Source organism: Wolbachia endosymbiont of Tettigetta isshikii (assembly GCF_041154185.1).
In the GTDB taxonomy this organism is placed as follows: domain Bacteria; phylum Pseudomonadota; class Alphaproteobacteria; order Rickettsiales; family Anaplasmataceae; genus Wolbachia.
This window is the reverse complement of the sequence record NZ_JBFTEN010000005.1, coordinates 32301-47387: the sequence shown is the minus strand read 5'-3', so window position 1 is coordinate 47387 and position 15087 is coordinate 32301. Positions and strand designations below refer to the sequence as shown.

Annotated in this window: 14 protein-coding genes, 1 tRNA gene and 3 pseudogenes; 10 read left to right on the top strand and 8 right to left on the bottom strand. The window is 36.5% G+C overall.

The window, feature by feature from the left end; translation table 11 throughout:
* Window positions 1-188: pseudogene (locus AB6N09_RS01875) on the bottom strand (IS110 family transposase); the annotation flags it as partial.
* A gap of 51 nt (window positions 189-239) precedes the next feature.
* On the opposite strand from AB6N09_RS01875, the gene AB6N09_RS01870 reads away from it, so the two are divergent.
* The 4 genes from AB6N09_RS01870 to AB6N09_RS01855 all read left to right on the top strand — a co-directional run bounded on the left by AB6N09_RS01870 (window position 240) and on the right by AB6N09_RS01855 (window position 3299).
* Window positions 240-404, top strand: a complete 165-nt coding sequence (locus tag AB6N09_RS01870) for a hypothetical protein (protein ID WP_411131261.1) — start codon at window positions 240-242, stop codon at window positions 402-404.
* 512 nt (window positions 405-916) lie between these two features.
* Window positions 917-1237: a preprotein translocase subunit SecG gene (gene secG, locus AB6N09_RS01865; protein ID WP_411131260.1), complete on the top strand. Its 321-nt coding sequence runs from the start codon at window positions 917-919 to the stop codon at window positions 1235-1237.
* Entirely contained in the window at window positions 1237-2841 is a 1605-nt protein-coding gene (locus AB6N09_RS01860; RefSeq protein ID WP_411131259.1) for a CTP synthase, read from the top strand. Before secG ends, AB6N09_RS01860 begins: the two co-directional genes overlap by 1 nt.
* A 41-nt stretch (window positions 2842-2882) precedes the next feature.
* The gene (locus tag AB6N09_RS01855) at window positions 2883-3299 is read left to right on the top strand and encodes a nucleoside deaminase (RefSeq protein WP_411131266.1); all 417 of its coding nucleotides are present in this window, start codon (window positions 2883-2885) and stop codon (window positions 3297-3299) included.
* A gap of 104 nt (window positions 3300-3403) precedes the next feature.
* Here AB6N09_RS01855 and AB6N09_RS01850 read toward each other — a convergent pair whose 3' ends face one another.
* Together AB6N09_RS01850 and AB6N09_RS01845 are read right to left on the bottom strand one after the other, a co-directional pair.
* Window positions 3404-4648, bottom strand: coding sequence for an MFS transporter (locus AB6N09_RS01850; protein WP_411131265.1), 1245 nt, complete (start codon window positions 4646-4648; stop codon window positions 3404-3406).
* A 176-nt stretch (window positions 4649-4824) separates the two neighbouring features.
* Complete coding sequence (locus AB6N09_RS01845) at window positions 4825-5085, bottom strand: hypothetical protein (protein ID WP_411131258.1); 261 nt, start codon at window positions 5083-5085, stop codon at window positions 4825-4827.
* 86 nt (window positions 5086-5171) lie between these two features.
* On the opposite strand from AB6N09_RS01845, the gene AB6N09_RS01840 reads away from it, so the two are divergent.
* From AB6N09_RS01840 to gltX, 4 genes and pseudogenes are all read left to right on the top strand, one after another.
* Window positions 5172-5528 (top strand): hypothetical protein, encoded by a 357-nt coding sequence (locus AB6N09_RS01840; RefSeq protein WP_411131257.1) that lies wholly within the window; start codon window positions 5172-5174, stop codon window positions 5526-5528.
* Window positions 5529-5920: 392 nt separating this feature from the next.
* Window positions 5921-6049: pseudogene (locus AB6N09_RS01835) on the top strand (IS5 family transposase); the annotation flags it as partial.
* Window positions 6050-6472: 423 nt separating this feature from the next.
* Window positions 6473-7759 carry an NADH-quinone oxidoreductase subunit NuoF gene (gene nuoF, locus AB6N09_RS01830; RefSeq protein WP_411131264.1) on the top strand — a complete coding sequence of 429 codons (1287 nt, stop codon included), beginning with the start codon at window positions 6473-6475 and terminating at the stop codon, window positions 7757-7759.
* Between the two features lie 827 nt (window positions 7760-8586).
* On the top strand, window positions 8587-9906 hold the full coding sequence (gene gltX / locus AB6N09_RS01825; protein WP_411131263.1) for a glutamate--tRNA ligase: 1320 nt from the start codon (window positions 8587-8589) through the stop codon (window positions 9904-9906).
* Between the two features lie 176 nt (window positions 9907-10082).
* Here the strand turns inward: gltX and AB6N09_RS01820 are convergent.
* Together AB6N09_RS01820 and AB6N09_RS01815 are read right to left on the bottom strand one after the other, a co-directional pair.
* Window positions 10083-10158: transfer RNA gene (locus AB6N09_RS01820), tRNA-Ala, on the bottom strand.
* A gap of 123 nt (window positions 10159-10281) precedes the next feature.
* Entirely contained in the window at window positions 10282-10674 is a 393-nt protein-coding gene (locus AB6N09_RS01815) for a zinc-ribbon domain-containing protein (protein WP_411131255.1), read from the bottom strand.
* Window positions 10675-10722: 48 nt separating this feature from the next.
* On the opposite strand from AB6N09_RS01815, the pseudogene dapD reads away from it, so the two are divergent.
* Window positions 10723-11574, top strand: a pseudogene (dapD, locus tag AB6N09_RS01810) (2,3,4,5-tetrahydropyridine-2,6-dicarboxylate N-succinyltransferase).
* 37 nt (window positions 11575-11611) lie between these two features.
* On the opposite strand, the gene AB6N09_RS01805 reads toward dapD, so the two are convergent.
* Together AB6N09_RS01805 and AB6N09_RS01800 are read right to left on the bottom strand one after the other, a co-directional pair.
* Window positions 11612-11893 (bottom strand): DUF2610 domain-containing protein, encoded by a 282-nt coding sequence (locus tag AB6N09_RS01805; protein WP_411131254.1) that lies wholly within the window; start codon window positions 11891-11893, stop codon window positions 11612-11614.
* Window positions 11894-12277 (bottom strand): hypothetical protein, encoded by a 384-nt coding sequence (locus tag AB6N09_RS01800; protein WP_411131252.1) that lies wholly within the window; start codon window positions 12275-12277, stop codon window positions 11894-11896.
* Window positions 12278-12357: 80 nt separating this feature from the next.
* On the opposite strand from AB6N09_RS01800, the gene AB6N09_RS01795 reads away from it, so the two are divergent.
* Complete coding sequence (locus tag AB6N09_RS01795; protein ID WP_411131250.1) at window positions 12358-13632, top strand: class I SAM-dependent methyltransferase; 1275 nt, start codon at window positions 12358-12360, stop codon at window positions 13630-13632.
* Window positions 13633-13719: 87 nt separating this feature from the next.
* On the opposite strand, the gene AB6N09_RS01790 is transcribed toward AB6N09_RS01795, so the two are convergent.
* On the bottom strand, window positions 13720-14931 hold the full coding sequence (locus AB6N09_RS01790) for an ankyrin repeat domain-containing protein (RefSeq protein ID WP_411131249.1): 1212 nt from the start codon (window positions 14929-14931) through the stop codon (window positions 13720-13722).
* Window positions 14932-15087 lie beyond the last annotated feature (156 nt).

Here is a 15087-nt window from a genome sequence, read left to right as displayed (position 1 = left end):
TCATATTTCCCTGTATTTTCTAAAGTCACTAAAGAATTAGGTAGAATATCTGAAAACTCTTGAAACAATTGTTGCCAACCAGAAGAATTATTATCAAATTCGACAGCATTCTTCTGTTTGTGAATTGCAACGACGTTTTTAAATTTTCCGATGTCAATGCCAATAAAATTTTGATAAGATGTAACCATAATAAACCTCGATAGTTTTATTAGTTTAAGATTGTAAACGGGTGCATATATATGTCCCAAACAACTATTCAAACGTATCGAGAGATAGGGCTAGTGTACTTTGATAAGAACGTTTGTAATACCAATTTTTTCTCGGTCGCACACGCCCATCATAACTCTATTCCTATAGTGAGTAGGGTTATCTTTCTCTCTTATCTCTTTTATATCACGTTTTAACTTACAATACTTATTCTTAAGTAATCAAGCAGTTTTTTCCAATTATTGATTATAGTCAGGTCCTTTATTTCTTCTCTTGCAGAGCAAACAAAGGCTTGTTTTACACAAAAAATGGCAGATATAGCTGCATCGTTGACTCCATCAATGTTTCGCAGTGCTTCTAAATCAGTATTAAAAACCTTATTAAACTACCAAAGTTCTCTATCAAACTCTTTGCTACTGGCTTTACATCAATTCTACTATATGCTGAGTACAAAATATGCTCTAAAACCTCATAGTCGAGCAGTGGTTGTCCATTATCCAGAATAATTTTCTCTCTCGGGCGCTTTCTATGCTCTTTTTTGTAATCTTTAAATTGCTTGCTGTGTACTTCGTATAATAGGAAATTAAGATCTTAAGGTAAAATATTTAATAAACCTCTGTTATTCCAGACACAACGCTCGTTTACTTGAACAGATCTCTTGACTTATGTACTTCATGCTCCTAAAATTTTTATTTTCAGCCCTATTACAATGTCAGTAACGATACTCAGTGCGCTCCAAATAATATTAGTTGTTGTTCTAGTAATTTTAGTGCTCTTGCAGCTACCTGGGAGTAGTTCGCTGAGTGGCTTTAGCAATTCACAGCAGGAGCTCAATTCAATGATTCCGGTGAAATCTTCTGCAAATCCGCTTAGCAAAACAACAGGTATAGTTGCCGGATTATTTATTATAAACACATTGTTATTATCAGGATTATGTTCAAAAGATGTGCATAAGAAGTCAATTGTAGAAAAAATTATACTAGAAAAAAAACAAGAAAATGAATCTACTTATGTTCCTTTTGAAAATTGATGAAGGAAGCTAAATTTATCTTTGTAACAGGCGGGGTCGTTTCATCACTTGGCAAGGGTTTAGTTGCTTCAAGTGTAGGCGCACTTCTTCAAGCTCACGGCTTTTGGGTCCGTATCAGGAAACTTGATCCGTATCTGAATATTGATCCCGGAACAATGAACCCAATTCAACACGGGGAAGTATTTGTCACAGAAGATGGTGCTGAAACTGATTTGGACCTTGGGCATTATGAGCGCTTTACTGGAATTAAAGCAACCAAAGACGACAATGTAACAACTGGTAAAGTGTATCATGAGTTACTGAAGAAAGAAAGGCATGGTGATTATCTGGGCAAAACTGTGCAAGTTATTCCTCATGTGACAGATTTAATCAAATCGTTTATTTTTAATGGTACGGAAGGTTTAGATTTTGTAATATGTGAAATTGGCGGAACTGTAGGTGATATTGAAAGCCAACCTTTTTTGGAAGCCATACGTCAAATCAGCTATAAGCTTGGAAAACAAAGAGTTATCCTTATACACTTGACCTTGGTACCATATCTTACTGCAGCTCAAGAATTAAAAACAAAACCAACACAGCATTCAATTCGAGAGTTAAACTTTGCAGGGTTGCAACCAGATATTATATTATGTCGTAGCGAGAAAGAAATTTCTGATAATCAAAGAAGAAAAATAGCCAATCTTTGTAATGTTTCTTTGCCTAATGTAATACCTGCTCCTGATGTAAGCCATATATACGAGCTGCCGGTCTTATATAACCAATGTGGACTTGGCACGCAAGTTTTAGAACATTTTAACTTAAACAAGCCAAAACCAAGCCTAACTGAGTGGGATCAAATAGTACACTCTATGAGACACCCAACACAGGAAGTTACTGTGTCTATAGTAGGAAAATACACTGAATTCCCCGATGCGTATAAATCATTAGTTGAAGCATTAAATCATGGTGCAATTAGTAATAAGGTCAAGGTAAAAATCAATTGGATTAACTCAAGGAAGAAGAGTGAAGAACCTATCAACAAAAAACTCATAGAAGAGAAATTACAGAATTCTCATGCAATCCTCGTTCCAGGTGGATTTGGCGATGATGGAGTAGAGGGTAAAATATCGGCAATAAGTTACGCTCGCATGCGTAATATCCCATTTTTTGGAATATGTCTTGGTATGCAGCTTGCAGTTATTGAATTTGCTCGCAATGTCATTAAGCTTGAAGATGTACACTCCGAAGAATTTTGTACCTGTAAGCATCCGGTCATTAAGCTAGCTGGCGATAAGAACATTGAACTTGGTGGAACCATGAGACTTGGGGCATATAAATGTAATATAAGCCCAAATTCCAAAATGGCGGATGCGTATAGTGATATTACTATCTTGGAAAGGCATAGACACAGATACGTAATTAATTTAGATTATAAAGATGATTTAGAAAAAAATGGGTTGATATGCAGTGGTATATCAGAAGATGGAACGTGTATAGAGGCAGTGGAGCTGGAAAACCACCCATGGTTTATCGGCGTGCAATTTCACCCAGAGTTTCAATCAAAACCGTTTTCTCCTCATCCTCTTTTTGTATCATTTATTAAGACAGCAGCTAACACAATTTAAAAAAAGAAGATTAGCAGAGGAAAGTGTTTAGATACCGGTATATGGAGCTTGCAATAGAGCAAGCAAAACTTGCCCAAAAAAGTGACGAAGTTCCCATAGGCGCTGTAATAGTGAGTAGAAGCAATGTTGTTTCTTCCGCGCACAACATATCCAACGATCCAACTGCACATGCGGAGATGTTAGTAATTAAACAAGCATGTAGATTGCTTTCAACGTCAGTACTTTGTGATGCTGAAGTGTATGTAACATTAGAACCGTGCCCAATGTGTGCTCAAGCTATCTCCTTTGCAAGAATTAAACGATTATATTTTGGAGCTTATAATCCAAAAGGTGGAGGAATTGAAAATGGTGCTAAAATATTCCAATTTTGCAACCATGCACCCGAAGTTTATGGTGGGATATTAGAAACAGAGTGCTCTTTTTTGCTAAAAGATTTTTTTGAAAAACTGAGAACCTAATTAGGCTTAGTTATTCCAGCATGTACTGGTTAAGTTGAGCGTCCTTTAATCTTGCAATCCTTTTTATTTCATCAACGGAAAGTGTATGATTTATACCAGAATTTTTACCAATCAAAATTTTTATCTTGTGGTTTTATTTGCAATATTGCCACCAAACTGATCAACAAGCAGAAGATTATATAAAGCCCAGCAGCAAAGTTTATTTGAGGGAATGTTATAGTAAACCAAGTACATATCATCGGAGTAAATCCGCCATGCAAAGCATAAGAGATGTTGCGTGATAAACTCACTCCACTAAATCTAACATTGGTAGGAAAAAGTTCAGATGTTACTATTCCTATGGGAACTATACCTCTCTCTATTATAGAAAGAATCATTATGCTCAACGCAACCATAAGGTAATTTTTATAGTAATACGCAATAGACAATACAGGGCAACACAGTATCATTATAATCACTATAAATAAGATTGCTACAAGCTCTCTTCCAATCTTATCAGCTAGCATTCCAAATGCTATAGAAGATATCGGCATTAATATACTGGTTATAATGAGCACAACTTCGTTGACATATGTTGTTACATACGTCTCAACCGATACTATTTCTTTTGCAATTGTTTTAAGAAATATAGTGAACCCAACAGCAACATTAACGGGTACAGATATTAAAATAGCAAGTGTAAGAGCTCTCTTATGGTGCTTTATAAGTTCTATTACTGGTAAGTTAGATAAATTTCCGTGTTTTCTATTTTCTTTGTATGCTGTGGTTTCTTCTAACGTGTATATACTATATGCGCTGATTAGTCCCAAAATAGCCGAAAAGGCAAACGGCAACCTCCAACCCCAAGTGTTAAAATCAGTGTTTTTTTTGCAGATGATTATCATAACTGCAAAAAATAAAACACCAAGAGAGCGACCGAAGCTCAGCACTCCAAAAAACATCCCTAGGTTCTTTTTTCTATTAGATAAATGCTCTATAAGGTACGCAGAACTTCCTTGTTCTCCACCAAGTGCAAGTTCTTGGGTTATATTGATTGTAATAAGCAATATAGTAGAAATTATACCAATATGACTGTAGCTTGGAATAAATGCAATTAGGCTGGGTCGCATCATTATTAGCAAGATGGTGATTATTAGCGCTATCTTTCTTCCGTACCTATCACCAATGTGACCAAATATGAATGCACCCAATGGCCTTGCCATTGCACTTAGCCCTATAATTACAAATAATTGGAATATATTACCATAAATATTTTGTGCAAAACAAAACTCTCTGCTAATTATATTAGCCAAATCAGTAAAGAGCATGTAGTCATACCATATTGCAATTCTACAAAGAATGGCTGATATTAACGCCCTTGTTTCGTAGCTGCACACTAAACTCAATTCGTAAATGTTTGCCCATTTTAGCTAGTTTTTAGGATCTAGTAAAGCTGTAACCCAAGGTGTGAGGTTGACTTTTTTATTATGGTATGTGATAATTGAGATGTTATTAAAATTATGGGTAAAATTCTGATGAATGTAGCTTATTTAGCAGCACTTATATCAGCAGCTATAATAAAAATAGCAATACTTTGTGCTATAATATGTATAGGCATCCTCTTTATATTATTTAAAGGAGTTAAAAAACTCTTAGATTCAAAAGGACTTCCATCCATCCTGAAAACGATAGGTGTAATTTCTATAATACTATCAGTTATATCTCTCCCGCTTATTATATTAAGCCTTACTACTCCGTCACCTCTGGTAGTAGGTATAGTGGGTGGCATTGTTGGCGCTATTTCCATAGTACCATTAATAGCAGCTTACGTTTTTCTTTCAATAGCGTGGAAAGGGTTAACTCAACAGCCTGGCGACCTTGTTCTTATCTCCTTTGCTGTTTGTTGGAAACATCGTAGCTGGAGCTTGTATTGCTGCGAGCGGTGCTTTTTCAATATGTAAAGTAGATTCCTTAACATCTTTATCAGCAGCACTAGAATCCTTATCCATGGTAGGAATACACGCATTAGCACTTACAATTGTAACTGTAATTGGAGTAGCTATTGTAATCGAGCTTGCTAAGAGAGCTAAAGAATACATATCAGGTAAAATAACACAACCAGAAGAAAAACTTGTCGAATCTTCAAATGATTATGTTAAAGATGAAACATCAAAACCCGACTCTAAAATTGAAGAAGCAGAAAAAAAAGAAAAAACCGCTAGAAGCGAGGAAGTATTTACTATTGCCTGACACCATTACCACCTCAGCTGTGACACACATCTCCAGGAACGTTGTAATTTAAGCCTACCACAAGGGTGTCATTCCAGCGTCACGCGCACAGCTGTACGAACATTGCAATTAGCAGGTAATTTGCGGGTGTCATCCAAGTGCTCCGACACCGGGCTTTCCATAATCATCAAAAACGTCGTATTTTAATATAAAACAGCTACTTTTATACTCACTAACTTAATAAAATTACTGGATGCCAGTGTTTGACACTGGCATGACACCCTACTAGTAGCACAATGTTCGTACAGCTGTGCGCGTGACGCTGGAATGGCTTTGTTGTATGGCAACTAGAAAACTTAGCGGTTACTGACAAATTCATTATAAAGTAGCTATTTAACTACCTAAGAAAGAATATGCCACAGAAAATGAAAGTCAGTAACCCAAAAGAATATAACAAATTTCTCCAGGAAAGAGGAAATATTTTTCACTACATTAATGAGGCTATCGAAAATTGGTACGACAGTAATCCAAAAACACAAGGTTACAAGAGTCTCCACAATATGTAGCTCCCATATCCGTAGTATATGTGGGTTTATTATTAAATTTAAATTTTTCTGAACTTTGCCTAGGTTGGATTTTCACCCACTGTGTTCTAAACGCTTCTCTTGTCGGACTCATAATGTTTTTCCTTATATTAAAATTTGTTGATTTAGTTACAGCAGTTTAAATAGCAAACCGTAGAAACTTGGTTGAAGTTAGTAACGACAAAAATTTTTTATTGACTCAATTCTATTTTATTACGTAATTTACTTTAATTTTTCTTGCAAGTTCTCAACTAGGTGTGTATCTTTACGTGAATAAAGGTTAATAGAATGTATTCTATACGGCTAATTTTATAAAATTAACAAATAAGCGTGAGAGGGGTTCGTTTCAAGCGTTACTCCTTCACTAAGGTTTCAAAAGCCATGGTGAAAGAACAAGACAAAATATTCACTAATTTGAGTGGTAAAGGAGCTCCACTACTTAAGGATGCAAAGAAACTTGGTAGTTGGCAAAAAACAAAAGAGCTACTGGATTTAGGGTCAGAAAAAATCATTGATGAAGTAAAAAAATCTGGCTTAAGAGGTCGAGGGGGTGCAGGATTTTCCACCGGCCTTAAGTGGAGTTTTATACCCAAAAATCCTTCAAAAGAACAACCAACATATTTAGTAGTCAACGCAGACGAGTCAGAGCCAGGTACATGCAAAGACAGAGATATATTGCGATATGAGCCACACAAGCTACTTGAGGGTATTCTTCTGGCTGGAAAAGCAATCTGCGCGTCAGTTGCATATATTTATATCAGGGGCGAGTTTTATAATGAATATTTAGTTCTAAAAAAAGCACTTGAGGAAGCCTATAAGGAAGGCCTGACTGGAAAAAATGCCTGTAAATCGGGCTATGACCTCGATGTATTTATACATAGGGGAGCAGGAGCTTACATATGTGGAGAAGAAACAGCTCAGCTTGAATCAATTGAAGGAAAAAAGGGCTTCCCTCGCATGAAGCCACCATTCCCTGCAGGTGTTGGGCTTTTTGGCTGTCCAACCATGATAAACAACGCTGAAACTATAGCTATGGTTCCAGATATTCTGCGTCGTGGAGGAGAATGGTTTGCGTCTCTTGGTAAACCAAATAATACCGGTACTAAAATATTTTGTATTTCGGGACATGTAAATAACCCGTGTAATGTTGAAGAAGAGCTTGGAATTCCACTGCGTGAGTTAATTGAAAAATACGCGGGTGGAGTGCGAGGGGGTTGGGATAATTTACTTGCTGTGATACCTGGCGGGTCTTCAGTGCCACTTATTCCGAAATCTATATGCGATACTATTGAAATGGATTTTGATTCACTAATAGGTGTACAATCAAGTCTTGGTACTGCTGCAGTCATAGTGATGGATAAATCAACTGACATAATAGCTGCAATAGAGAGGTTATCGCATTTCTATATGCATGAATCATGTGGGCAATGTACACCGTGTCGTGAAGGTACTGGATGGATCTGGAGAATTATGAAAAGGATGGCAACAGGGAACATTAGACATGGTGAAATAGATAAGTTACTTGATCTTACAACTCAAATAGAAGGGCATACGATTTGCGCACTTGGTGATGCTGCAGCTTGGCCGATTCAGGGATTAATTAGGCATTTCCGCCACGTTATCGAAGAGAGAGCACAATTCAGTAGAAGTTGTGCACGAACACCGTAGCCAGGGTGGATACAAAAACCACTTAACAACCTTCGCTAGCCTCCTTATTATGATACGAAGCTATTTATTTAACTTCCCAATCTGTGCAAGTTAAAGCGACAAGCAAACTTGTATTTGGCATATTATTGTTTGATTTTTGCGCTATGTGCACTGTATATTCTTTTTAAAACTTCGTGTTTTCAAGCTGAAACGCGCTTATAAGTCGTTTAAGACAGTATAGAACGTCAAATAGACAAGGGAGAATTTGAATACTAGCTGCCTTAGAGTTTTTTTGCCTTTTTTCTGCTCAGTAAAATTCTTAACGTTTACAGTTTAGGCTATTTGCATTTAAAAGTAGCTGAATCATAGCGTTGAGGATAAAAACGCCGATATTTGAGGTACATACAAATAATTAGCCACCGACCGGGGTTTCTTTTGCATTTTTCTCCATTTGGTAAATATTAAAGCAATTCATAAACAAACATTTATTTTTACAGCAAGTGGTGTCATGCAAGTAGCTAACACTGGCATCTAGGAATTTTATTAAGTTGGTGAGTATAAAAGTAGCTGTTTTATGTTAAAATACGACGTTTTTGATGATTATAGAAAGCCCGGTGTCGGAGCACTTGGATGACACCCGCAAATTACCTGCTAATTGCAATGTTCGTACAGCTGTGCGCGTGACGCTGGCATGACACCATAGTGGTAGCACAATGTTCATACAGTTGTGAGGGGACTTGAGGAATTTGCCAAGAGGTTTTTCTATGCTACCTGGTGTTGCGCAACTGCTTTGCTTGCTTTGGCCATATATTTATATAAAATTAAAACAAATCAAAACCATAAATTGGATGTTAACAAGATTCGCTCCGAGCCCAACTGGCTATCTTCATGTAGGAAATGTTCGCACTGCACTCATTTGCTGGATGTATGCACGTAGTCAAAACGGAAAGTTTCTACTTCGTTTCGATGATACTGACCTTCAGCGTTCAGATGTTAAATACGTAGACAGCATCATGCAAGACTTGAGATGGGTCGGTATAGATTGGGATTCAAACTTTAAGCAATCAGAGCGTTCTGAGCGCTACAATGATGTGTTTTTGCGGTTAATAAAAGAAGGACATATTTATGCGTGCTATGAAACAAGTGAAGAGTTAGACATCAAACGCAAATTGCAGTTAAAACAGGGACTACCACCGGTATATGACAGGAGCGCATTATTTCTTACTGAGCAAGAGAAAATTTGTTATGAACAGAAAGGACGAAGACCACATTTTAGATTTAAGTTGGATAGAAACGAAGTTGTTAACTGGAATGATGAAGTTAAAGGTGAAATAAACATTGCAACAAGTCACATCAGTGATCCCATAGTAAAAAGAGAAGATGGAATTTACACATATATGTTACCTTCTGTTATTGATGATATTGACTTTAATGTAACCCATGTTGTACGCGGGGAAGATCATGTAACTAACACCGCAGTGCAGATACAAATGATTCAAGCATTAAAAGCGAAAATTGAGACGTTTGCTCATCTTCCTCTGCTACATTTTGATGATAGCAAAATATCAAAACGCAAAGGTGGGCTAGATATCAAATCCATCAAAGAAGATGAAATTGAACCAATGGTACTGGCTAGTTATTTAGCAAAACTTGGAACTTCAGACCCTATCGAGGCTCATGTTAGCATTCAGTCTTTAATTAACTCATTTGATATTGAAAAATTTAGCTCAGCATCCGCGCAGTTTAGCTTAAGTGAAGTGTATAAGCTAAATAGCAAAGTCCTACAACAAATGTCATTTACAATGGTGGAAGAGCGTTTAAGTCAAACTGGAGTGAACTCCTCGGAGTTTTGGTATTTTATAAGAAGCAATATAGAAAGATTTTCTGAGGTAGTTAAGTGGTGGCAGATATGTAAGTCCAATATAGAACCTGTAATTCTCGATAAGGAATTTGCAAAAGTTGCTCTCAATGCATTGCCTCAAGGTGATTGTAATGAGAATACATTGTCAGAGTGGGTCAAAGCTATTCAACAGAAAGTAGATATAAAGGCAAAAGACTTGTTTATGCAGCTACGTTTAGCACTGACAGGGACAAAAACAGGTCCAGAACTCGCTAAACTATTAATTTTTATCGACAGAGAGAGCATCGTTACAAGGTTAAAGGAATAAGGTGGAACTTTTTTTTGATGCTAACTCGTCATTGTGAAGGCAAATAGAGCGCATCATAAATTCGCTAAACCCCTAGGCAAAAAGCGATTTTTTTAATTTGTCCATTGAGGTTTGGTATTAGAAGGTTGTTTGAGTTATAAAGTGAACCATTATGGCACATTTTGTGAAATATTATATGGTGGAGGCAAGCGGGGTCGAACCGCTGACCTTCTGCATGCAAAACAGATGCTCTACCAACTGAGCTATGCCCCCTAGGTAACTCTTACTTAAAGGATAAACTAACCCAGGCTGTAATACAAGAAATATTTATCTATTATATAATCTGCTTTCTGCCATAATGCAAGAGATCTAAGGTTACATTAACTAGATCTTAAATTAGTTAAAAAAAAGATAGTCTTGATAAAATTTACTTGCTGCAAGCCTTTTTATATTCGGGCTATCGGTTTGCTTTTTCTTATACCCTAATTTATAGCTTATTGAATCCTTATACGAACCGATCGTTTTGTATACCTTGTCCATTTCTCTAGGATTAGCTATTGCGATACACAGTCCTGATACTACAGCAAAAGCTAAAGTAGCAAACACTAAAAAATTCTTTCCACCAACTTTCTTTTCTTGTATACCTGTAGTGTGCACATCGTCTGATTCTTGTAAGTATTCATGCCATGTATGGTTGCAGTTTGTACACTTTACTTTCCTTCCAAGCTTGCCTATTTGCTCAGAGGATACTAAGTAAGTTTTAGTACAATTGTTGCATTGTATTTTCACAGTGCTTACAAATTAGTAGTAACAAGTTCGAATTATACAAAATTATAAATTTATTGTCAATATGTAATAAATGAAATACCTGCAACTAGAAAAAGTACAAAGTGATGTGAAAAATATCTGGAAAAACAGGGATGAGCTTGGCGATCATAGTGTAAAAAAGCAGCAAAAGTGATAATTAGAGAGGTAATTAAGCTCTTAGACAGTGGCAAAATTAGAGTGGCAGAAAAGCTGTCAGGTGGAAAGTGGGTAGTGCATACATGGATAAAGCAGGCAATACCATTACATTTTCTCACTGAAGAGAGCAAAATAATAGGCAATAACAATTGGTGGTGTGATAAGATCAACAATAAGTTTGATGGATGGAATGAAGAAAGGTTTCACCATTCAAAAATTCGAGCAGTTCCTGGGTGTTTTGTCCGTCAATCTGCCTATATAGGTACAAATGTTGTTCTGATGCCAAGCTTTGTCAATGTTGGTGCGTATATTGCTTCAGGCACAATGATAGATACTTGGTCAACGATTGGTAGCTGCACACAAATAGGAAAGAACTGCCATATTTCTGGAGGAGTGGGGATCGGAGGAGTTTTAGAACCTATTCAAGCTTCTCAAGTTATTATAGAGGATAATTGCTTCATCGGAGCGCGCAGGGAGATAGCCGAAGGTGTTATAATAAGAGAAGGAGCGATTTTAAGTATCGGAGTTTTTATTGGAGCATCAACAAAAATTATTGATAGGGAAACAAATAAGGTACTTTATGGCGAAATGCCGCCTTATTCTGTAGTGGTACCAGGATCTATCCCATCTAAAAATAACATTTCAACCTATTGTGCAGTTATAATAAAAAAAGTGGATGAAAAGACAAGATCGAAAACTTCGATAAATGAAATATTGAGAAACTAAGCTAGCCCTCCTGCGTTATGGTAGAAATGCAAGGGATCTATTTCTTGTTATCATTTTTTTTATCATTATTAACTATAGTAATGGCATATGCACATAGCTCTGGGAAAGAAACTCCGTTTTCCTGAGACAATTTGTATAATTTCAGCAAGCTTTCTTTTACTTTACTTGGGATATTACCTCCACGCTCTTTTACAAGCCAGTAATCTTGGTGATGAATCGGATGAATGTCGCTTTTTGGATTTCCTACGTATATCGCAAAAGGCGAGCTTTGTCCCTTGAAATCACATTGTACAGTAAATTTTTTTATGGAATCAGCCATCTAAAGACCTCTACTTTTCTTTTTGGTTGGTTTTACAGCAGTTGTAGAAGGTGGTTTCTTTATGAAATCTTGTCTGCTGACAACATTCTCTTTGCCTTCTAGAGCTCGAAGGACATCAGCTCTGCTTAATTGTGATTCTTTTGTTACCTTCATTCCATGCTTTGCCATAATATTAGCATACGCTAGCACTTTTTTTACCAATTCTAGATCACCATTTAACATTTGAACTAGAGCTTGAAATACCTCTGCTAAAGTCAACCCATCAGCACTTATAACCTTATTTTCTACAAACTTGATAACCTCTTCAAATTTGTATTCAATACCATCATTTTGATGTGTAAGGGTGGTATCTTGGTCGTCCATAGCTGAATCACTATTATCCATAAGTTCTCAAGTTTATACTATACATATAAATATTCTAATACTTTAGATCATGACATGCTATAGTTAAACATTTATTAATAATGCTCACTTATATACACAAGTTAATTGATAAAAACCAAGGGTCAATATCGATCAGTGATTTCATGAATGCTGCTCTATACCATAAAGAGTACGGCTATTATATGAGTAAATTACCACTTGGCAAGGATGGTGATTTTATTACAGCACCTGAAATCAGTCAATTGTTCGGTGAAATAATTGCAGTGTGGGTAATGCATACATGGGAAAAATTAGGGAGGCCATCAAAATTTTCTCTGGTTGAACTTGGGCCAGGCAAAGGAACACTCATCCACGATATAATAAGAGTCACTAAAAAATACAATAACTTTTTTGATTCAGTGTCGATCCACCTAATTGAAATAAGCCCTGCTTTACAGGAGATACAAAAGAAAAAATTAAAGGGCTTAGATATTAACTGGCACAAAAATATCGATAGCCTACCAAAGCGACCAACTATTTTTCTAGCAAATGAGTTCTTTGATGCCCTTCCAATAGACCAGTTTGTGTATCGTAACGGAGAATGGTATGAAAATAGGATAGTAAAGCAAGATAACGGGGTGTCAGCTAAAGTAGCTGACACTTGGGTCCAGAAAAAAGATCCCAGTGCCACTTTCTTGTCATCTCCCCTTTCCTTGTCATCCAAAGTAGCTAACACCGGGATCCAGTTTTCCATGGAGTCTCATCAAAAATGTTTATTTCAAGTAAAATCAGCTTACTTTTATGCTTATCAACTTAGTGTGCTTACTTATAATCAGAATTACTGGATTCCAGTGTCAAGCACTGGAATGACACCACCTGTTACTCAAGTTACCTGCAAATTACAACGCTTGCACAATTATGCATCAAGTACTGGAATGATAAACAAAAAACTTTTCGACGGCGCAGTAGTGGAAGTATGTCCAGCTGGAATTGAAATATTAAAAAGACTTGAGAAAAAAGTGTACAATAACAAAGGAGCTGCTTTGATCATAGATTATGGCTACGTATATCCTAAGTATAAGAGCACTCTGCAATCGGTAAAGCAACACAAGTATGCCAATTTTCTTGAAAATGTTGGTAATAGCGATATTACTGCACTTGTGAATTTTCAAGCGTTAAGAGATTCATTGGAATACGTAGATTGCGAGATTTTAACTCAAAGAGAATTTTTATATCTTTTTGGTATAAAAGAAAGAACGCAGGCTTTGATAAAAAATGCAAGTGATGAACAAAAAAATAGGATTTTTAGTGAATTTCTAAGATTAACTGAAAATATGGGTACCCTCTTTAAAGCAATGCTGATTCATCATTTATAGTCCTGTGTGGCTTTTATACTATAGCTAAAGGTTTATCGACATTCTGCTATGTGTTAGTGGCTGAGATACCAAGAGAGATTTGGCCTACTAAGCTGCACATTGTTGATTACCACAGCATTGGCTTATTGCTACATCAACAAGATACCCAGCTACATCACCTATCACAGCACCAGCAATTCCTGATAACACAGATGTTGCAATTACCCAAATAGCAGCAATTTCAGGTATAATGCCCATTGCAGCCAATTTGGCACCTATAGCACCAAACAGTAACGTTGGAACTATGATTATCCATCTTCCTCCTGAAGAATGTGAATCATTGTTGATTGCATTTTCTTTGTGTTCATTAAATAATCTTGTAGGCTTGCTCTCCCCCTGTTCCTCAGCGCATCGAATATAATAATCGAGGTCAACACACGCATCTAATAATAGTAATTCTACAATTTCAATATCATGGTCAGTCTCTACGCTATCCTTGATAATATGATATAACATCAAACCTTTTGTTTTATCAGATAAGTGCGGTAATAGTACTTCCACCGCGTTCTTACTATATTTTATGATTGTGAGAGGATTTAACTCTCCAGCTTTGGCTCCATGCTCAAGAAGCGCCTCAGCAACATCAATTTTGTCTTCTTTTAAAGCATAATGCAGTGATTTATACACAAAGCCATACACATTAGGATCTGCTCCATGCTCTAAAAGCACATTTACAACATCAAGGTTGCCTAGTTCACACGCAACATGTAAAGGCGTACCATGAAGTTTACTCATAATATTCACATCTATAACTGGTGTTGAATTGTTAGCACTATATTTTGATAAAACTTCTTGAAGAAGTTCTCTCCAGCCAGATTTGGGGTTGTTGCAAGAATTTTTTACAATGTAGTGCAATATTGACTCGCCAGTCATTATATTGTGAAGCTTGGTTTGTGCGTTGATGTTTTGAACTTGTTTTAACAGAGCTTTTGTTTTAGTTAGGTCTTGACGGGAAAGAGCGTCAAACAAATCTTTCTCTTCTTTACTGAAATAAGAACCGCGCGGTTTTTTATACCAATCATCATTAGGCTGTTGTCTGGTGGATTCATCCTTGATTTTGCCTGTCAATATTTCATATGCTACTGTTATTTTCTGAGACTTTTTCGTTGCTATCTTTTGCTCTTCTTTGCTTTTATCTACCCATTTATTAGGGTGCCATTGCTTTATAAGTTTGTGATATACCTTCTTAATCTCTCGTCCGCTTGCATTCCCTGATAATCCTAATACTTCAAATGCTTCTTTACGTGTTTCTGGAATCATACCACCCCTTAGTCGAATTAATTTAGTATAATATATTATTAATTTAGCAAGTCCACTCAAGAAACGCAAGCAAACTGATTTGGTGAGCATAAAAGTAGCTGTTAAAACACAGCATTTTCGATGGGATTGCATGAAGGTTGGATCCCAAACTGGAAT